The organism is Nocardioides sp. Z43_10 (genome assembly GCF_059766615.1).
Window position 1 is genome coordinate 476,576 of the sequence record NZ_JCBAJY010000002.1, and the last position, 18,943, is coordinate 495,518.

Genomic DNA, 18,943 nt, shown 5'->3' on the forward strand with positions numbered 1-18,943 from the left:
CGCAACTCCTCGGGTTTGGGGTCTTGATTCCAGGCTACTCCTTGGGTTATAAGAAACCTGTATCGCCGATTACAGATCAGCGGTGACCCAGAAGACAAGTGATCCGTGATCCGAAGACAGGGAGGATGACATGTTGCTCCGCACTGCCGACCCGTTCCGCGACCTCGACCGCCTCACCCAGCAGATGTTGGGCACCACCAACCGGCCGGCCGTCATGGCGATGGACGCCTGGCGTGAGGGCGACCGCTTCGTCATCGAGTTCGACCTACCCGGCGTCTCCCCCGAGAGCATCGACCTCGACGTCGAGCGCAACGTGCTGACCGTCCGCGCCGAGCGCGTGGGCCGCAACGGGGACTGGGAGATGCTCGCCAGCGAGCGCCCGCGCGGCGCGTTCAGCCGCCAGCTCGTGCTCGGCGACAACCTCGACCTCGAGCGCATCGAGGCGTCCTACGACGCCGGTGTGCTGCGCCTGCTGGTGCCGGTCGCCGAGCGCGCCAAGCCGCGCAAGATCCAGATCTCGCACCCCGGCACCGACGCGGAGCTGAGCGAGTCCGACAAGCACGAGGCCATCACCGGCTCCGTCCAGTCCTGATCGCCGGCGAGCCGCCCGAGCCCCGTTACGCACGTGGGCCGGGCGGCTTCGTCGTACCCGGGGCTTCTCGCCCCGCCGCTCAGCCGCCGGCGAACGGCGGCAGGAACTCCACCGTGGCCCCCGGGGCGACCATCACCTGATCGGGGTCCTCGGCCGAGGCGGGGCGGTCCCCGATCAGCACCGAGCAGATCTGCACCACGTCTCCCAGCCGGGTGCCAGGGTGTAGCCGCACCGCTCGCGCCATCAGGTCACTGAGCGTGATCGCCGCCTCGACGGGGATCTCGTCGTGGTCCACTCCGGCCGCCGCCTTGGCGCCGGCCCAGTAGCGGACCAGGATGACGTCCGTCTCAATTCGGTGTGACTGCCCCGTTTCTTGGCTCATGCTCGGTATTCTCTCCCAACCCCCGAGGCACGCATGCAACGGCGCAGACCGGTCCTCGTCAACCGGGAGGAGTCAGCTTGAGCAATCTGCTGTTACTCACCAGCGCCCTTCAGCCGTCAGTCGAGGTCCTGCCCGGGCTCTCCCTGCTGGCCCACACCGTCAAGGTCCTGCCCGCCGAGGGCAGCGCCCTGCTCGAGGCACCCGACGCGGACCTGCTCCTCGTCGACGGCCGCCAGGAGCTGGCCCATGCCCGCGACCTGTGCCGGCTGATCCGCACCACCGGCTCCGACGCGCCCGTCATCCTGATCCTCACCGAGGGCGGCCTGTCGGTGGCCACCGCCGACTGGGGCATGGACGACGTCGTCCTCGGCACCTGCGGGCCCGCCGAGCTCGAGGCCCGGATCAAGCTCGCCATCGGCCGACTCGCCGCCCAGCGCGTCGCCGACGACCCCGAGTCCCACGTGATCCGCACCGGCGAGGTGGTCGTCGATGACGCCACCTACACCGCCAAGCTCGGGGGCCGGCCCCTCGACCTGACCTTCAAGGAGTTCGAGCTCCTGAAGTTCCTGGCCCAGCACCCCGGGCGCGTCTTCAGCCGCCAGCAGCTGCTCCAGGAGGTCTGGGGCTACGACTACTTCGGCGGCACCCGCACCGTCGACGTCCACGTGCGCCGGCTGCGCGCCAAGCTCGGCCCCGAGCACGAGACGTTGATCGGCACCGTGCGCAACGTCGGCTACCGCTTCGTGCTGCCCAGCAAGGAGAAGACCGAGGCGCCGCCCGCCGTCCCGGCCGCGGCGCCCGCGGACCCCGCACCGGAGACGGCGTCGGAGAAGGTCGACAGCTGACCGCGTGCTGACCTGGGACCGCCGGGCCGTCACGCTCGTGTCGGCGCTCTACGGCGCTGCGCTGCTGTTCATCCTGTTCCACCCCTCCGCGCAGGTGCCGAGCTCCACCGTCGCGGGCGTCGCCGACGTGCTGCAGCGGCTGGGGGTCCCGGCCACCCTCGCCTCCGGGGGGCGGGTGGAGTTCGGCCTCAACGTGGTGATGCTGGTGCCGCTCGCGGTGCTCGGCTCCTACTTCCTGCCCCGCTCGGACTGGCGTGACTGGGTCGCCTACGGGTTCGTGCTGTCCTGCTCGGTGGAGCTGGCCCAGGGGCTGTTCCTCGGCGGCCGCTCGGCGACGTTCAGCGACGTGGTGGCCAACACCCTCGGCGCCGGGATCGGGGCGCTGGCGACGGCCTGGCTGCGCTCGCGCGCCACCTCGGACTGAGCGCGCTCAGCCCAGCTTGGGGCGCACGTGCAGCCCGACCTCGGGGTCGACCAGGACCTCCTGGCTGGCCACGATCCCGTCCGCGAGCAGCGTCTCGTCGAGCGACACGTTGCGCTTGACCAGCGCCAGCGCGATCGGGCCGAGCTCGTGGTGGCGCGCCGACGAGCCGACGAACCCGACCACCTTCTCCCCCAGCCGCAGCTCGGCGCCCGGCGCGGGCAGCCGGTTCTCGGTGCCGTCCAGGTGCAACAGCGTCAGCCGGCGCGGCGGCCGACCCAGGGTGTGCACCCGGGCCACCGTCTCCTGCCCGCGGTAGCAGCCCTTGTCCAGGTGCACCGCGCTGCCGATCCAGCCGACCTCGTTGGGGATCGTGCGGTGGTCGGTGTCGATGCCCAACCGGGGCTCGCCGTGCTCGATGCGCAGCGCCTCGAAGGCCCACATCCCGCACGCCGGGCCGGCCGCGGCGGCGTACGTCTCGAGCTGGGAGCGAGGGATCAGGCTGTAGTGGGCGTAGAAGGAGGAGGGGTCGGCACTCGGCTGCGCGGCCGGGTCGGCCGAGGAGGGACGCCAGGTGACGGCCAGCTCGTCGGTGACGTCGGCGATCTCGACGCGCATCATGAACTTCATCCGCTCCAGGAACGCGATCAGCGGCTGCCCCTGGCCGGGCTCGGTGTGCGCGGTGAACGACGTGCCGTCGTCGACGCCGTAGAAGGCGTGCTCGACGTGCCCGTTCGGGCTCAGGATCAGCGCCGCGGTCCACACCCCCGGCTGCAGGTCGGTGAGGAACTGGGTGCTCAGCGAGTGCAGCCAGGTCAGCCGGTCCGGGCCGGTCAGGCGCAGCACGTCGCGGTGCGAGAGGTCCACGAAGCCCTCACCGGCGGCCAGCGAGCGCTGCTCGGTGTTGAACGAGCCGTAGTGCGCCGCGACCGGGGCGTCGATGCCGTCGCCGGCCACCGCGCCCGGCAGCGACAGCAGCGGGCTGGGTGGACGCCGGCTGGTCGACGGGGTCTCGGCGGGCGGGGTCACGGCGGGTGGGGCGGGGTGCTCGGTGCTCACGACTCCAGTCCACCACGCGCCGCCAACACGCTCCTTCTAGGGTTGCGCCATGGAGCACGACACCCTCGAGTCCGACGTCCTCGTCCGGCTCGGCGCGATCGCCGCCGACGCCACCCGCGCCGACGGCGCCACCCCGCTCGACGAGGGCACCTGGCTGGCGCTGCACCACCGCCCGGCCCACGAGATCGGGTGGTGGCTGGCCGAGGACGGGTTCGCGCTGCTGATCGACGGCGAGCTGAGCCTGGTGGTCCGCCCCGAGGCGCGCGGACAGGGGCTCGGCCGCGGCCTGCTCGAGGAGGTACTCGCGGTCTCCGAGGGCGAGACGCTGCGCGCCTGGTCGCACGCCGACCACCCCGGCGCGCGGGCGCTGGCCGCGGCGTACGGCTTCGCGCGGGTGCGCGACCTGTGGGTGATGCGCCGCCCCGCCGCCCTCGAGCTGCCCGAGCCGGCGCCGCCGGCCGGCGTCACCGTGCGCGCCTACCTGCCCGACGACCAGGCCGAGCTGCTGCGCGTGAACGCGGCCGCGTTCGCCGCCCACCCCGAGCAGGGCGCGATGGACGCGGCCAACCTCGCCGCCCGGATGAGCGAGGAGTGGTTCGACCCGGCCGGGCTGCTGGTGGCGATGGACGGCCCCCGGATGCTCGGCTTCCACTGGACCAAGGTGCACCCGCGCACCGGCGCGGAGCCGCTGGTCGGCGAGGTGTACGTCGTGGGGATCGACCCCGCGGCCCAGGGGCGCGGCCTGGGCAAGCTGCTCACCCTGGCCGGCCTGCGCCACCTCGCGCAGCAGGGGGTGGCCGAGGTGATCCTCTACGTCGAGTCCGACAACGCGCCCGCGATCGCGGTCTACCAGGGGCTCGGGTTCACCCACGCCGCCGCGGACACCCACGTGATGTACCGCCGCTGACGCCCCGGGTGCCGGTGCGCCGGCCTCAGGCGCCGATCAGCTCGGCGCGCAGCCAGGGGCCGAGCACGCGCATGTAGGCGCCGGTGATGTGCAGCATGTCGAAGCGCACGGTCATCCCGAGGCTGAAGATCGGGCAGCGGTCCTGCACGCAGAACCACGGCCGGGTGTCGACGTAGCGCGCCCCGGTGGCCCGCGCCGCGGCTATCTCCGCGGCCTGCTTCCACAGCCACTGGTCGGAGATCCCCGTCTCGCAGTCGCGTGGCGTGCTCTTCAGCGTCACGCAGTCCGCGGGCGCGGTGCCGGCCGGGTTGGGGGCCAGCACCACGACCTCCGCGCCGCCGCGGTCCAGCTCCTTGAGGGCGCGCCGCATCCCGCGCTCCCACTCGCTGACCGCCTGCTGCCCGCTGGCGCCGCTGGCCAGCCGGAGGATGCCGAGCTCGGTGTCGGAGGCGATCACCAGGTCCGGGTCCAGCGCGGCCACCTGCGCATAGACGGCGTCGTGCTGCTGCCCGCACGGGTGCGCCGGGTCCAGCGCCACGTCGGTGACGATCTCCACGTCGGCGACCGGGCAGTTCGAGACCCCGACCGCGTGGATGCGGTAGCCCTGCGACTCCAGCGCCTCGCGCACCGCGGGCACCCACGACACCGCCACCGAGTCGCCCACCACGACCGCCGTCCGCGGCGCCGACTCCGCGCCGTACAGGCAGTCGGTGGGGGTGCCCAGCACGGGCGGGTTCAGGCAGCCCGCCGGCGGCTCCATCTCCGGGGTGATGCCGGCCTCGTAGTCGCCCAGCGCCGGGGTCAGCTCGGGGAACCGCTCGGCGGCCAGCGCCTCGCGCAGCCCGTCGGTGAGCTGGGACAGCGGCGGCGGGCCGCCGTCGGCGTCGACCGTGAGCGGCAGGCCGGGGGCCGCCGTGGGGGTGGGCGGCGCGGTCGACGGCACCAGCAGGAGGGCCACCGCGCAGGCCGTCGCGGCGGCGATCGCCCCCAGCGCGGCGCCCTGCAGCCGGTGCCGCGCCGTACGCCGCGTCGCCGCCGGGTCGCGGCGCAGGAACGGCCGCTCCACCAGGTGGTACGACGCGACCGACGCGACCAGGGTGACGCCGAGGGCGGCCATCCGCTGGCCCCAGCCGTCGGCGGGCAGGTCCGCCGGGAGCAGCGCCGGCAGCAGCACGATCACCGGCCAGTGCCACAGGTACAGGGAGAAGGAGAGATCGCCGAGGTAGGTGAGCGGCCGCTGCCGCAGCACCCAGGTGGCGCCGAGCCGGTCCGCGCGCGGCGAGCCGGAGTCGGGGCCGGAGGGGCCGGTGCCGGCCGCGATCAGCAGCGCGGCGGCCAGCACCGGCAGCGCCCCCGCGGGCGCCGGGAACGCGGACTCGCCGGTGACCGCGACCGCGGAGACGGCCAGGCCGGCCAGACCGGTCAGCGCAAGGGTGGTGCGCGCCCCGGCACCCAGCCCGCCCAGCCGCCCGGCCCCGACCGCGAGGAGGGCGCCGACGCCCAGCTCCCAGCCGCGGGTCAGCGTGGAGAAGTACGCGATCGTCGGGTCGGTGTGCGACTGGTACAGCGCCCAGCCGAACGACGCGGCGACCACCGCCAGCGCGACCGCGCCGACCGCACGCGCCGGCGTCAGCCAGCCCCGCCCGGCCCGGCCCGGGCGACCGGCCAGCGCCAGCGCGGCGATCACCAGCAGCGGCCAGACGAGGTAGAACTGCTCCTCGACCGCCAGCGACCAGTAGTGGCGCAACGGCGAGTCGGGCAGCGACGAGGCGAAGTAGTCGGTGCCGACCTCGGCGAAGTGCCAGTTGGCGGCGAACCCCGCCGCCCACAGCGCGTCGCCGGCCACCCGCTCGGCCCGGTCGGCGACCAGCAGCACCACCGAGGCCAGCACGGTCACCGCGAGCACCAGCGAGGCGGCCGGCAGGATCCGCCGCGCCCGGCGCACGTAGAACCCGCGCAGCGAGACCCCGGAGCCGCCGGCCTCGCGCAGCAGCAGCCCGGTGATCAGGAACCCCGAGATCACGAAGAAGACGTCCACCCCGACGAAGCCGCCCGCCGGGCGCCCGGTCAGGTGGTGGGCGATCACCAGCAACACCGCCAGAGCCCGCAGCCCCTGGATGTCGGCGCGCCGATCGGGGCCGCCCGGACGGGACGGCGGGGGGCTCGGGGACGGGTCGCGGGGCAGCATCGGCGGTAAGCCTGCCATGTGCAAGTGACACGCGCGGCCGACGGGAGAACCACGGAACGCCCAAAGAAAATGTCAGCGCGCGTCGGAAGCAGCACACTGGGACCACGGCTGACTCCTCGGGGGGAGCCGGTCGGGCGCGAGGCGGGGCCAGTGGCCAGCCGCTTCGGCAGCGGATGAAGGGCGGGGTGGCAATGGACTGCCGCAAATGCTTCCAGGAGCTCGAGGTGTGTCCGGAGTGTCGGGGCACGCCCCCGGACGGCCGCACATGCGCGACGTGCATGAACACCGGCGCCGTCTGCCCGCAGCACGGCCCGTTCCACGGGAACCGCTGAGCCGGACCCGGGCCCGCTCACCTGCTCAGCTCACCGCTGCGCCACCTGGTCGAGGACCGCGCGGGCGATCGCCTCCGCGCCCTGCCGGGTGGGATGGATGCCGTCCTGGGAGAGCCCGTCGCGCCAAGCGTCCTCGGCGACCGCCTCGCGGGTCGCCATCAGGAACGGCACGTCGAACTCGGCGGCCAGCAGCGCCTGCGCCACCACCATCGGGGCCACCGGCTCGCCGCCGGGCAGCACCACCGGCGGCGGCGCGACGATCCACACCTCGAGACCGTCGGCCTGCGCGCGCTCCACCATCGCGCGCAGCGCGTCGAGGGAGTCGTGCAGGTCCACGTCCTTGCGCACGTCGTTGGTGCCGCCGGAGATCACCACGGCGCGGGGCTCGCGGGCGAGCACGTCGCGGTCGAAGCGCTCCTCCATCTGCACCAGCGTCTGACCGGAGACGGCGACGTTGGCGGCGAAGCGCCACGGCGTGCGGTCGTCGGTCACCACGTAGCGCACCCAGGAGCGCTCGGAGGGCACGGACTCGAAGGTGTCGGTGCCGCCCTGGGTGATCGAGTCGCCCATGAACACCGTGTCGACACCGTGCCGGCTGAGCTCGACGTCATGAGTGGCCTGCACGGCCGCGACGGCGCCCACGACGAGCAGGGCCACCGCGGCGGCGGCGGCGGCGCCCGCCCGGCGCCGGGTCCGGGTCCGGAAGATCCTCACGAGAAACCCCACCCCCTCGTGCTCCGCATTATGCCGAGCGCCGCGGCTCAGGGGTGAAGAGCCGCCCGCAGCCGCCCGGCGATCTGCTGCACCGCGGCGCGCGAGGTCCGCCCCGCGCCGACCACGTTGAGGAACCCGTGGATCTGGTCGCCGAAGCGTTCCAGCTCCACCTCCACCCCGGCGTCGGCGAGCTTGCGGGCGTAGGCCTCGCCCTCGTCGCGCAGCGGGTCGAAGCCGGCCGTGGCGACGTACGCCGGGGCCAGCCCGGCGGGAATCTCGGCCAGCAGCGGGGAGGCGCGCCAGTCGGTGTGCGTGGCGGCGTCGGGCAGGTAGTGGGCCATCGCCAGGTCCATGAATACCTCGGTGAGGAAGAACCCCTCGCGGAACATCTGCCGGCTCGCCGTGCCGCCGCGCGCGTCGGTGGCGGGGTAGATCAGCAGCTGGAACGCCAGCGGCAGCCCCTCGGCCGCGGCGGTGAGCGCGACCGTCGCGGACAGGCAGCCGCCCGCGGAGTCACCAGCGACGGCGATCCGGTCCACGTCCACGTCCAGGTCGTCGGCGTGCGCCACCACCCAGCGGTACGCCGCGAGACAGTCCTCGAAGGCGGCCGGGAAGGGGTCCTCGGGGGCCAGCCGGTAGTCGACGGAGAGCACCCGCACCCCCGACTCCTCGGCCAGGAACCGGCAGGCGGCGTCGTGGGAGTCCAGGTCACCGAAGATCCAGCCGCCGCCGTGGAAGAAGACCAGCAGCGGCCGCTTCGGCCCGCCGCGCCGCTTGCCGCCGGCGAGCGCGGTCGGCACGTAGAGGCGCGCCGCCAGCCCCGCGACGGTGACCTCCTCGGTGCGCCCGATCGGCTGCCGGCCGCCGGCCAGACCGCTCTGGTGCAGGATGCCGGCGCGGCCGTCGCGGACCGGGAGCGTCTCCACGGCCGGGATCCGGGCCACCCGCTGCAGGCGCAGCATCAGCTGGGTGTCCACCGCCAGCAGCTGACCGTCGCGGAGCACCGGCTTGCCGGCCAGCCGCCGCTGCACCCGCTCGGGCAGGTTCATCGCCGCGGTGAACAGCGCCCGCTCGGCGCCGGCGTGGACCCGCCTCGCCCCTGCCTTGGCCCGCGTCCTGATCCGCCCCGTCGACCGCTCTCCCCGTGTCATGGGCGCGAACCTACCGGCGCCGCTAGGGTCGCGTGCTGTGACTTCGCGCACCTGGACCCTCGTCGTCGCCCTCGGCCTCGTGGGGCAGTTGGCGTGGACGGTCGAGAACATGTACCTCAACGTCTTCGTGTACGAGACGATCACCGACGACCCCACCGTGATCGCGGTGCTGGTGGCGGCGAGCGCGCTCACCGCGACGCTGGCCACCCTGCTGGTCGGTGCCTGGTCGGACCGGGTCGGCTCGCGGCGGGCGTTCATCGCCGGCGGGTACGTCGCCTGGGGGCTCACCACCGCCGCGTTCGGGTTCCTCAGCGCCGACGCGGTCGCCGCGTGGGCGCCGGTCGGCGACGCGGTGGCGCTGGCCGTGGCCGCCGTCGTCGTCGTGGACTGCGTGATGTCGTTCCTCGGCGCCGGCGCCAACGACGCGTCGTACCAGGCCTGGGTCACCGACATCACCACCCCGGCCGTGCGCGGTCGCGTCGAGGCGGCGCTGGCACCGCTCGCGCTGGTCGCGATGCTGATCGTCTTCGGCGGCTTCGACTCGCTGACCCGGGCCGGGCGGTGGGAGCTGTTCTTCGCCCTGATCGGCGGGCTGGTCGTGCTCGCCGGGATCGTCGCCTGGTTCACCGTGCGCGACGCGCCGACGCTGACCCGCTCGCCGGACGGCTACCTGCGCTCGGTGCTGCACAGCCTGCGCCCGGCCGCCGCGCGGGCCAACCCCGCGCTCTACCTGGCGCTGGCGGTCTGGGCGGTGTGGGGTGTCGCCACCCAGGTCTACCTGCCGTTCCTGATCATCTACCTGCAGAAGACGCTGCTGATCGAGGGCTACGCGCTGGTGCTCGCGGTCGTGCTCGTCGGCGCCACCCTCGCCAGCGTGCTCGGCGGGCGGATGATCGACCGGGTCGGCAAGCTCAACGCGCTGCTCCCCGCCGCCGGCGTGTACGGCGTGGGCCTGGTGCTGATGTACCTGGCCCGGGGGACCTGGCCGGTGATCGGGGCGGGACTCGTCATGATGAGCGGCATGATGCTGCTCGTCGCCACCGTCGGCGCCCTCGTCCGCGACGCCACCCCACCGGACCGGGCCGGGCAGGTGCAGGGGCTGCGGATGATCTTCGCGGTGCTGGCGCCGATGGCGATCGGCCCGTTCCTCGGCGCGGCCGTGATCAGCGGGTCGGGGCGCACCTACACCGACCTCGGCGTCACGAAGCAGGTGCCCACGCCCGGCATCTTCCTGGCCGCGCTGGCCGTGCTCGCGCTGGTCTGGGTGCCGACCTGGTTCCTGCGCCGGCTGCCCGCGGCCGAGCGCGCGGAGGTGGCGGCGTGAGCGCGACTGCTCCCATGATGACGCGGTGGGGGCGCGAGCTGGACGCCGACCGGCCGCTGCCGGAGTACCCGCGCCCGCAGCTGGTGCGGGAGCGCTGGCTCAACCTGAATGGGCGCTGGGACCACGCGATCGTGCCCGGCGCCGGCCCCGCCGCACTGGGCGGCCCCGGGCCCGCGTCGTACGACGGGGAGATCGTGGTGCCGTTCTCCCCCGAAGCGCCGCTGTCCGGGGTCGGCCGGACGCTGGGCGCCGACGAGACGCTCTGGTACCGCCGCGCGGTCACGCTGCCCGCCGAGCTGGCGCCCGGGCCCGGCGAGCGGGTGCTGCTGCACTTCGGGGCCGTCGACCAGGTCTGCCGGGTCTTCCTGGACTCAGTCGAGGTGGGCGGGCACGACGGTGGCTACCTGCCGTTCACCCTGGACGTGACCGGCTCGTTCGCGGGGGCGGACGGTGTGGCGGACGGTGTGGAACTGCGGGTCGCGGTCCAGGACGAGACCGACGCCGGGCACCGCTCCCGCGGCAAGCAGCGCACCAAGCGCGGCGGCATCTGGTACTCCCCCTTCTCCGGCATCTGGCAGACCGTCTGGCTCGAGGTCGTCCCCGCGACGTACGTCGAGCGGCTGGTGATGGTGCCCGACCTGGCCACCTCCTCGCTCGAGGTGACCGTGCACGCGGGCGGGGACGGCGCCGACGCCGGGCTCGCTGGTGATCTGGCTGCAGAGGTCGAGGTCCTGGCCGACGGCGAGGTCGTCGCGCGCGCCACCGCCCCGGTCGGCTCGCCGGTCTCGCTGCCGGTGCCCGACCCGCGACTGTGGAGCCCCGAGGACCCGTTCCTCTACGACGTGCGGGTGCGCCTCGGCGAGGACCGGGTCACCTCCTATCAGGGGATGCGCTCCTTCGGCGTCGCGCTGGACGACACCGGCACCCCGCGGTTGCTGCTCAACGGGCGGCCCTACTTCCAGGCCGGCGTGCTCGACCAGGGGTACTGGCCCGACGGGCTGTGCACCGCGCCGTCGGACGAGGCGATGGTCTTCGACATCGAGACCATGAAGCGCCTGGGCTTCACGATGCTGCGCAAGCACATCAAGATCGAGCCGCTGCGCTGGTACGCCCACTGCGACCGGCTCGGGATGATCGTCTGGCAGGACATGGTCAACGGCGGCGGCCGCTACCGCCCGGCCGTGGTCACGCTGCCGGCGGTCGCGCCGGGGGTGCGGCTGCGCGACACCGGGCCGCGCGCGCACCGGCGCTTCGGCCGCGAGGACGCCGAGGGGCGCGCGTCGTACGAGAGGGAGGCGCGCGCGACCGTCGAGCACCTGCGCAACGTGACCTCGCTGGCGGTGTGGGTGCCGTTCAACGAGGGATGGGGGCAGTTCGACGCCGCCCGGATCGCCGCCGAGGTCGCCGAGCTCGACCCGACCCGCAGCGTCGACCACGCCAGTGGCTGGCACGACCAGGACGGCGGGCACCTGCTCAGCCTGCACGTGTACTTCCGGCGCTTCCGGATCCCGCCGATGGTGCGCCACCGGCTCGAGCCGCGCGCGCTGGTGCTCTCCGAGTACGGCGGCTACGGGCTGGCCGTGGAGGGGCACACCTGGGGCGCGAAGACGTTCGGCTACCGCCGGTTCCGCTCCACGAAGGCACTGGCCCGCGTCTTCACCTCGCTGCACCGCCGCCAGCTGGCCCCCACCGTGCCGGTCGGCCTCTCCGCCACCGTCTACACCCAGCTCAGCGACGTAGAGGACGAGATCAACGGCCTCCTCACCTACGACCGCGAGATCCTGAAGCTGGACGAACAAACAACCCGCCCAGCCCTAACCCCCCTCCAACGCCCACCCGCCGCGACCTCGCACCCCCCGGACGCCGAGTCGGCGTGAACTCGCACCGTCAGCGCGCCGAGTCGGCGTGAACTCGCACTCGTGCGGCGCCGAGTCGGCGTGAACTCGACTGGCACCCTGTCCCCCATGCGTTTCCTCTCCGGGCTGCTGATCGCCCTCGGCGCGTTCGCCGGCACCATCGCGCTCGCCGCCCATGTCGCCAACCAGACCGTGCTGGACCCCGACCGTCCCGGGACGCTGCTGGTCGCCGCGCTGGAGACCCAGGAGCTCGACGACCAGGTGATCTCCGCCATCGAGCGCCACACCGGCCCGCTCACCGCCCAGCAGCGTGAACGGATCACCGCCGTCGCCGGCGACGAGCGGGTCCGCGACGCAGCCGAGCAGGTCCGCATCGACGCCGACGGCCGCCTCGATCTCGAGCCGCTGACGACCTCCCTGGCCGGCCAGCTGGAGAGCAACGGCCGAGACGGGCTCGCCGAACGACTCCGCACCCTCGACACCGAGCGGTACGTCGCGCTGCCGCCCGAGCTGAACGCTCAGTACGCCGACGCGCGCGACGTCGGGGAGTGGACGTTCAACGCCGCCGTCCTCGTCGCGCTCGCGTCGTTCGTGCTGGGCTTCCTGTGCGCTCCGTCCAAGCGTCAGGCCGCCCGTTCCATCGGTTTCGCGCTGGTCGGCACCGTCGTGCTCACCGTGCTGGGCTACCTGCTGCTCCCTCATCTCCTGCGCAGCGTCGACAACGCGTACCTCGACGCCGCCGCCACCGCCGCCCTCTCCTTGCAGGCCGACATCGTGGGCCCGCTGATGCCCGTGCTCCTCGCCGCCCTCGCGCTCGTCCTCGCGTCGTACCTCATCCCGAGACGCAGCTGACCGCGAGCTCACGCCGACTCCACGCCCTCCGACCGCGAGCTCACGCCGACTCGACGCCCTCCGAACGCGAGCTCACGCCGACTCGACGCCCTCCTAGCGCGAGTTCACGCCGACTCGGCGGGGTAGGAGTGTGAGTTTGTGCCTGCTCGGGCGGGTTTCTTCTTCGCCCGGCGGTGCCACACTCGAAGAATGAGCCGCGACACCAACGCCCTCCCCGCCCACGTCGGTGGGCTGCTCGACGAGGGGGCGACCGACTACAGCGCAGCCGGGATCGAGCCCGACCCCTTCGACATCGAGCCGCCGTACGTCCCCGGCCCGGAGGAGCTGGCGTCGCTGGAGCAGTTCCACGACCGGTTCCTCGACCGCGAGGTGTCGTGGCTGCACTTCAACGAGCGGGTCCTCGAGCTCGCCGAGGACGACTCGCTGCCGCTGCTCGAGCGGGTCCGGTTCCTGGCCATCTTCGCCAGCAACCTCGACGAGTTCTTCATGGTCCGCGTGGCCGGCCTCAAGCGCCGGATCGCCGCCGGTGTCGCGGTCCGCGCGGCCAGCGGGCTGCTGCCGCGCGAGGTGCTGCGCCGCATCTCGGCGATCACCGCCGACCTGAGCCGGCGCCATGCCCTGCTGTTCCGCGAGAAGATCATCCCCGCGCTCCAGGAGCACGGCATCGAGTTGGTCCGCTGGGCCGACCTGACCCGCGAGGAGCAGAAGGACTGCAAGAAGCTCTTCAAGGAGCGGATCTTCCCGGTCCTCACCCCGCTCGCCGTCGACCCCGCGCACCCGTTCCCCTACATCTCCGGGCTCTCGCTCAACCTGGCGGTGGTGGTGCGCAACCCCGAGACCGGCAAGGAGCACTTCGCCCGGGTCAAGGTGCCGCCGATCTTCGACCGGTTCATCTCCGTGGGCAACCAGCGCTTCGTCCCACTCGAGGACGTGATCCGCGAGCACCTCAGGCGGCTCTTCCCCGGCATGGAGGTGCTCCAGGTGCACAGCTTCCGGGTCACCCGCAACGAGGATCTGGAGGTCGAGGAGGACGACGCCGAGAACCTGCTGGCCGCCCTGGAGAAGGAACTGCTGCGCCGCAAGTTCGGCCCCCCGGTGCGCCTGGAGGTCGAGGACGACATCGACGCGTCGGTGCTGCACCTGCTGATCACCGAGCTCGGCGTGCAGCGCGACGAGGTCTACCGCCTGGCCGGCCCGCTCGACCTGCGCGGGCTTCACGACATCGCCGACCTGCCCCGCGAGGACCTCAAGTACGACGCCTTCGTGCCCACCACGCACACGCTGCTCGCCGAGGTGGAGTCGGCCTCCCCGGTCGACGTCTTCAAGGCGACCCGGCGCCGCGACATCCTGCTGCACCACCCCTACGACTCGTTCGCGACGTCGGTGCAGCGCTTCGTCGAGCAGGCCGCCGCCGACCCGCACGTGCTGGCGATCAAGCAGACGCTCTACCGCACCTCGGGCGACTCGCCGATCATCGACGCCCTGGTCGACGCCGCCGAGGCCGGCAAGCAGGTGCTGGTGATCGTCGAGATCAAGGCACGCTTCGACGAGCAGGCCAACATCCGCTGGGCCCGCAAGCTCGAGCACGCCGGCTGCCACGTCGTCTACGGCCTGGTCGGGCTCAAGACCCACTGCAAGCTGTCGATGGTGGTGCGCGACGAGCCCGACGGCATCCGGCGCTACACCCACATCGGCACCGGCAACTACAACCCCAAGACCGCCCGGCTCTACGAGGACCTCGGCCTGCTCACCGCCGACGAGGCGATCGGCGAGGATGTCGCCCACCTCTTCAACAACCTCAGCGGCTACTCCCGCAACGCCGAGTACGCCGAACTCCTGGTCGCCCCGGACTCGGTGCGCGCGGGCCTGGTCCGCCAGATCCACGAGGCGATCGTCCACCACCGCGAGGGCCGGCCCTCGCGGATCCGGCTCAAGGCGAACTCGGTGGTCGACGAGAAGGTCATCGACGCGCTCTACCTCGCCTCCCAGGAGGGGGTGTGCGTCCAGCTCCTGGTCCGCGGCATCTGCGCGCTGCGCCCCGGCGTACCCGGACTCTCGGAGAACATCGAGGTCCGCTCGATCCTGGGCCGCTTCCTGGAGCACAGCCGGGTCTTCTACTTCGAGAACGGCGGGGACCCGATGGCGTGGATCGGCTCGGCCGACATGATGCACCGCAACCTGGACCGTCGCGTCGAGGTCCTGGTGCGGGTCCCCGACCAGCGCAATGTGGCCCACCTCGGCGAGATGCTGGACCTGGCCTTCGACGACGGCACCGACGCGTGGCTGCTCGACAGCGCCGGCGCGTGGCAGCGCAACGAGGGCCGCTGTCACCTTCAGGACGAGCTCATCCGGCGCCAGCGCCGCAGAAGGGGTTGAGCGTCACACGACCCTGAGTTGCGTGGGCTGACTGCGGACCCCCTAGCATGATCGACGTTCAGATCCTCCTCATCAGGAGTTCGACGTGGGTTTTCGTTTTCGTCCGGTCGACGGGTCCTTCTATGACCTGTTCACCGAGTCCGCACAACACCTCGTCACCGGAGCCGGCTTGCTTGCCGAGATGCTCGGCGACGGTGTCGACCGAGAGGACGTCGCGCGCCGCATGCGCGACGCCGAGCACGCCGCCGACGAGACGACGCACGCCATCATCCGCCGGGTCAACACCACGTTCGTGACGCCGTTCGACCGCGAGGACATCTACGCGCTCGCCTCGGGCCTCGACGACGTCATGGACGAGATGGACGAGGCGGTCGACCTGATCCTCCTCTACGAGGTCCAGGAGCTGATGCCGGAGTTCTCGACGCTCGTCGAGGTACTCCAGCGCTGCGCCGAGCTGACCGCGGAGTCCATGCCTCGTCTGCAGGCGATGAAGGGTCTCGAGGAGTACTGGATCGAGATCAACCGCCTCGAGAACACCGGCGACAAGACGCACCGTCGCACGCTGGCGCGCCTGTTCTCGGGGGACTTCAAGTCGCTCGAGGTGCTCAAGCTCAAGGACATCGTCGAGTCGCTCGAGTCGGCCATCGACTGCTTCGAGACGGTGGCCAACACGGTGGAGCAGATCGCCGTCAAGGAGTCCTGACCGGTGGAGCTCGCGATCATCATCGCGGTTGTCGTCGTTGCCCTCGTCTTCGACTACACCAACGGTTTCCACGATGCCGCCAACGCGATCGCCACCTCGGTGTCGACGCGGGCGCTCACTCCCCGCGTCGCACTCGCGATGGCTGCGGTGATGAACTTCATCGGCGCATTCCTCGGGCAGAAGGTCGCGCAGACCGTCAGTGAGGTCATCACACCGCCTACCGGCACCCATGGCCTGGTGATCGTGATGGCCGGCCTGATCGGCGCCATCACCTGGAACATGATCACCTGGTACTACGGGCTGCCGTCGTCGTCCTCGCACGCCCTGATCGGCGGCCTGGTCGGCTCGGCGCTCGCGGCCGGCACCTACGTGCACTGGACGAAGGTCATCGACAAGGTCGTCGTCCCGATGATCCTGTCGCCGGTCGTCGCCTTCACGCTCGGCTTCGCCGCGATGCTGGCGATCATGTGGCTGTTCCGCAAGGTGAACCCGCACCGGGTGAGCCGCGGGTTCCGGCTCGCGCAGACCGCCTCCGCGGCGGCGATGGCGCTGGGCCACGGCCTCCAGGACGCCCAGAAGACGATGGGCGTCATCTTCCTGGCGCTGCTCACCGGCGAGTACGTCAACCCCGGTGACCCCCTGCCGATCTGGGTGATCATGGCGGCCGCCGCCGCGATCTCGCTGGGCACCTGGTCGGGCGGCTGGCGGATCATGCGCACCCTCGGGCGCCGCATCATCCACCTCGACCCGCCGCGCGGCTTCGCCGCCGAGGGTGTCGCGGCGTCGGTCCTCTACTCCACGGCCTACGTCTTCGAGGCGCCGATCTCCACCACCCACACCATCACCTCCGCGGTGATGGGCGTCGGCGCGACCAAGCGGCTCTCCGCCGTGCGCTGGGGCGTGGCCAAGTCGATCCTGACCGCGTGGGTGCTGACCTTCCCGGCCGCCGGCGCGGTGGCTGCGGGCGCGTACTACGTCACGCACTTCTTCCTCGAGGTCATCTGACCCTGCTCGTCGGCGAAACGCCCAGTGCTCCCGAGTGGAGCGCTGGGCGTTTCGTCGTCGTGAGGGCAGCAGCGACCGTTCAGAAGGAAAACGCGAGCCCCCGAACGGGGCGCTGAGCGTGGCAGCGGCGGATCCGCCCTGCGTTTTCCTTCTGAACGGTCGCCCTCGAACACCAAGGCCCCCGCGTCTTGCATCTACCTTGAGGATTTCGTGAGGGACAACCACCGGATCGCTTGAGATCGGCGGAGCAGAGTAGTGCTCACACCGAGAACGACCGGCACACAAGCCGGTCACCCAAGCAAAGGAACCCAGTCATGAAGCTCGCAGCCTCCAAGGCCACCACCGCCAAGATCCTCGCGTCGGTCGTCCTCGTCGGTGGAGCCGCCAGCGTCGCCGGACTGGGCACCTTCGGTGCGTTCACCTCCACCACCACCGCCAACCAGGCCGTCAGCTCCGGCACCGTGACGATGGACCTCACCAAGCCTGGCCCCCAGGGCCTCGGAATCGCGGCGACCGGCATGGTCCCCGGTGACAGCATCCAGCGCGCGGTGACGCTGACCCGCACCGGCAGCGAGACCTTCGGCGGCGTCACGCTGACCACGACGTCGAACGGCACCATCCTCACCACCGGCAACGCCCACAGCATGACGCTCAGCGTCGACCTCTGCACCTCTGCGTGGGTGCTCAACGCCGCCACCAAGCAGCTCACCTGCACCGGCTCCACCTCGGCGCTGACCGGTTCGGTCATCGGCGCCAACCGTGCGCTGACCGGCGTCACCCAGGCCCTCAACGGCACCGGCAAGACCGCCCACCTCCGCGTGACGATGACGCTGCCGGGCGAGGCCGACAACGCCTTCCAGGACAAGAGCGACACCGTGAACTTCACGTTCGACGGCACGCAGCGCGCCGCCACCAACCTCTGATCCCGGTAGGGACCGTCCCCCGTGGGGGGTGGACGGCCCCTCCTGCTTGATCCAACCCGCCACCAGCCCGCCCGCCGACCACCGGAACTGAGAAGGAGCCCGAGATGACCAACGTCCTCCAGTTCCCCGGCACCCGCGGCCACGTGGCGACCACTCCCTCGCACCGCGCCGCCCCCGCCCGGTCCACGGGGTCGACCGTCGGGTCGACCCTCGGGTCGGTCCTGCGCAAGCTCGGCAAGCTGACGATCAACCTGCTGCTCGTCGCCTGCCTGATCACCTTCCTCGGTCTCGCCGTCGGCCCGCACCTGTTCGGGTACCGCACGATCACCATGCTGACCGGCAGCATGGCGCCGATGATCAACCCCGGCGACGTCGTCATCTCGGTGCCGCACGCCGCGGAGACCGTCGAGGTCGGGGACGTGGTCACCTACCACATCCCCGTCGAGGACCACCGGATCGAGACCCACCGGGTCACGAAGGTGATCGAGAAGAAGGACGGACGCATCGCGATCAAGACCAAGGGCGACGCCAACAACGGCGTCGACCCGTGGACCGCGATCCTCCAAGACGACGTCGTCTGGAAGACGGAGTACGTCGTGCCCGGTCTCGGGAAGGTCATCCGCGCACTGCGCACCCCCATCGTCCAGGACGTGGTGTTCTGGGGAGCCCTCGGCGCCCTGATCCTCCTGGGCCTCATCCTGATCTGGAAGCCTGCGAAGGCGGACGACGAGGAGAACGACGTGTCCGCTGCGGTGCCCCTCCACCCCAACACCCTGGACGACGCCGCGCTGCAGCGCCTGGCCATCGACGTCGACGACGAGGAGTTCGTCGCGGTCTTCGCCCACCGCTACCAGGAGATGCTCCCCCAGCGGCTGGACCGGATCACGGCCGCCCTGGCCGCCGACGACCTGGACGGAGCCCTCGAGGCCTCGCTCAGCCTGAAGGTCTCCTCGAGCACCGTCGGCACCCGCGAGCTGCAGGGCCTGGCCGAGGTCATCGAGCTCAACGTCCGCCGCCAGGACGTGAACGCGGCGCGTGCCATCGCCGAGGAGCTGCCCCAGGCCGTGGCCCGCGCCGACGAGGCCCTCGCGACGTACCTCGCGGATCACCAGAGCGCCTGATCCGCCCCCTCGATCCGCACCCGGACCGGGCCAGCACGCACCACGCTGGCCCGGTCCTCGCATGTCCGGGCACGCCGGCTGGGCGGCGTTGAGGCTGGGCGCGGGCTCCTTGCAGCTTCCTTGAGGGTTTCCTGCACAGCAGCCGCAGCTGGACTTGAGGTGCACGGAGCAGAGTTCTGGTCATAACAGAAC

Annotated in this window: 17 protein-coding genes; 12 read left to right on the forward strand and 5 right to left on the reverse strand. The window is 72.1% G+C overall.

Annotation, left to right across the window (positions count from 1 at the left end; all coding sequences use genetic code 11):
* Positions 1-130 precede the first annotated feature (130 nt).
* On the forward strand, positions 131-592 hold the full coding sequence (locus tag AC6EI4_RS05550) for an Hsp20/alpha crystallin family protein (RefSeq protein ID WP_498450830.1): 462 nt from the start codon (positions 131-133) through the stop codon (positions 590-592).
* A gap of 79 nt (positions 593-671) precedes the next feature.
* Here AC6EI4_RS05550 and AC6EI4_RS05555 read toward each other — a convergent pair whose 3' ends face one another.
* Positions 672-974, reverse strand: a complete 303-nt coding sequence (locus AC6EI4_RS05555) for a MoaD/ThiS family protein (protein WP_498425237.1) — start codon at positions 972-974, stop codon at positions 672-674.
* A 77-nt stretch (positions 975-1,051) separates the two neighbouring features.
* Here AC6EI4_RS05555 and AC6EI4_RS05560 point away from each other — a divergent pair, with 77 nt between their 5' ends.
* Together AC6EI4_RS05560 and AC6EI4_RS05565 are read left to right on the forward strand one after the other, a co-directional pair.
* Entirely contained in the window at positions 1,052-1,819 is a 768-nt protein-coding gene (locus AC6EI4_RS05560; RefSeq protein WP_498450831.1) for a response regulator transcription factor, read from the forward strand.
* A gap of 4 nt (positions 1,820-1,823) precedes the next feature.
* Positions 1,824-2,243 (forward strand): VanZ family protein, encoded by a 420-nt coding sequence (locus tag AC6EI4_RS05565; RefSeq protein WP_498425235.1) that lies wholly within the window; start codon positions 1,824-1,826, stop codon positions 2,241-2,243.
* 6 nt (positions 2,244-2,249) lie between these two features.
* Here AC6EI4_RS05565 and ygfZ read toward each other — a convergent pair whose 3' ends face one another.
* Complete coding sequence (gene ygfZ, locus AC6EI4_RS05570; RefSeq protein ID WP_498450897.1) at positions 2,250-3,218, reverse strand: CAF17-like 4Fe-4S cluster assembly/insertion protein YgfZ; 969 nt, start codon at positions 3,216-3,218, stop codon at positions 2,250-2,252.
* 130 nt (positions 3,219-3,348) lie between these two features.
* Between ygfZ and mshD the strand changes: the two genes are divergently transcribed.
* Positions 3,349-4,206, forward strand: a complete 858-nt coding sequence (gene mshD, locus AC6EI4_RS05575; protein WP_498450832.1) for a mycothiol synthase — start codon at positions 3,349-3,351, stop codon at positions 4,204-4,206.
* A gap of 25 nt (positions 4,207-4,231) precedes the next feature.
* On the opposite strand, the gene AC6EI4_RS05580 is transcribed toward mshD, so the two are convergent.
* The 3 genes from AC6EI4_RS05580 to AC6EI4_RS05590 all read right to left on the reverse strand — a co-directional run bounded on the left by AC6EI4_RS05580 (position 4,232) and on the right by AC6EI4_RS05590 (position 8,591).
* Positions 4,232-6,394, reverse strand: a complete 2,163-nt coding sequence (locus AC6EI4_RS05580) for an acyltransferase family protein (RefSeq protein WP_498450833.1) — start codon at positions 6,392-6,394, stop codon at positions 4,232-4,234.
* Between the two features lie 362 nt (positions 6,395-6,756).
* Positions 6,757-7,440, reverse strand: a complete 684-nt coding sequence (locus AC6EI4_RS05585; protein WP_498450834.1) for an SGNH/GDSL hydrolase family protein — start codon at positions 7,438-7,440, stop codon at positions 6,757-6,759.
* 47 nt (positions 7,441-7,487) lie between these two features.
* Positions 7,488-8,591: an alpha/beta hydrolase gene (locus AC6EI4_RS05590; protein WP_498450835.1), complete on the reverse strand. Its 1,104-nt coding sequence runs from the start codon at positions 8,589-8,591 to the stop codon at positions 7,488-7,490.
* A 37-nt stretch (positions 8,592-8,628) separates the two neighbouring features.
* On the opposite strand from AC6EI4_RS05590, the gene AC6EI4_RS05595 reads away from it, so the two are divergent.
* From AC6EI4_RS05595 to AC6EI4_RS05630, 8 genes are all read left to right on the forward strand, one after another.
* On the forward strand, positions 8,629-9,915 hold the full coding sequence (locus AC6EI4_RS05595) for an MFS transporter (protein ID WP_498450836.1): 1,287 nt from the start codon (positions 8,629-8,631) through the stop codon (positions 9,913-9,915).
* A complete protein-coding gene (locus AC6EI4_RS05600) occupies positions 9,912-11,792 on the forward strand; it encodes a glycoside hydrolase family 2 protein (RefSeq protein WP_498450837.1) in 1,881 nt (626 codons plus the stop codon). Before AC6EI4_RS05595 ends, AC6EI4_RS05600 begins: the two co-directional genes overlap by 4 nt.
* 87 nt (positions 11,793-11,879) lie before the next feature.
* Positions 11,880-12,623: a hypothetical protein gene (locus tag AC6EI4_RS05605; RefSeq protein ID WP_498425228.1), complete on the forward strand. Its 744-nt coding sequence runs from the start codon at positions 11,880-11,882 to the stop codon at positions 12,621-12,623.
* A 189-nt stretch (positions 12,624-12,812) separates the two neighbouring features.
* Complete coding sequence (locus tag AC6EI4_RS05610; protein ID WP_498450838.1) at positions 12,813-14,999, forward strand: RNA degradosome polyphosphate kinase; 2,187 nt, start codon at positions 12,813-12,815, stop codon at positions 14,997-14,999.
* Between the two features lie 85 nt (positions 15,000-15,084).
* Entirely contained in the window at positions 15,085-15,702 is a 618-nt protein-coding gene (locus AC6EI4_RS05615) for a DUF47 domain-containing protein (protein WP_498425226.1), read from the forward strand.
* A gap of 3 nt (positions 15,703-15,705) precedes the next feature.
* Positions 15,706-16,707: an inorganic phosphate transporter gene (locus tag AC6EI4_RS05620; RefSeq protein WP_498425225.1), complete on the forward strand. Its 1,002-nt coding sequence runs from the start codon at positions 15,706-15,708 to the stop codon at positions 16,705-16,707.
* A 314-nt stretch (positions 16,708-17,021) separates the two neighbouring features.
* Positions 17,022-17,630 (forward strand): TasA family protein, encoded by a 609-nt coding sequence (locus tag AC6EI4_RS05625; protein ID WP_498425224.1) that lies wholly within the window; start codon positions 17,022-17,024, stop codon positions 17,628-17,630.
* A 104-nt stretch (positions 17,631-17,734) separates the two neighbouring features.
* Positions 17,735-18,751 carry a signal peptidase I gene (locus AC6EI4_RS05630; protein ID WP_498450839.1) on the forward strand — a complete coding sequence of 339 codons (1,017 nt, stop codon included), beginning with the start codon at positions 17,735-17,737 and terminating at the stop codon, positions 18,749-18,751.
* Positions 18,752-18,943 lie beyond the last annotated feature (192 nt).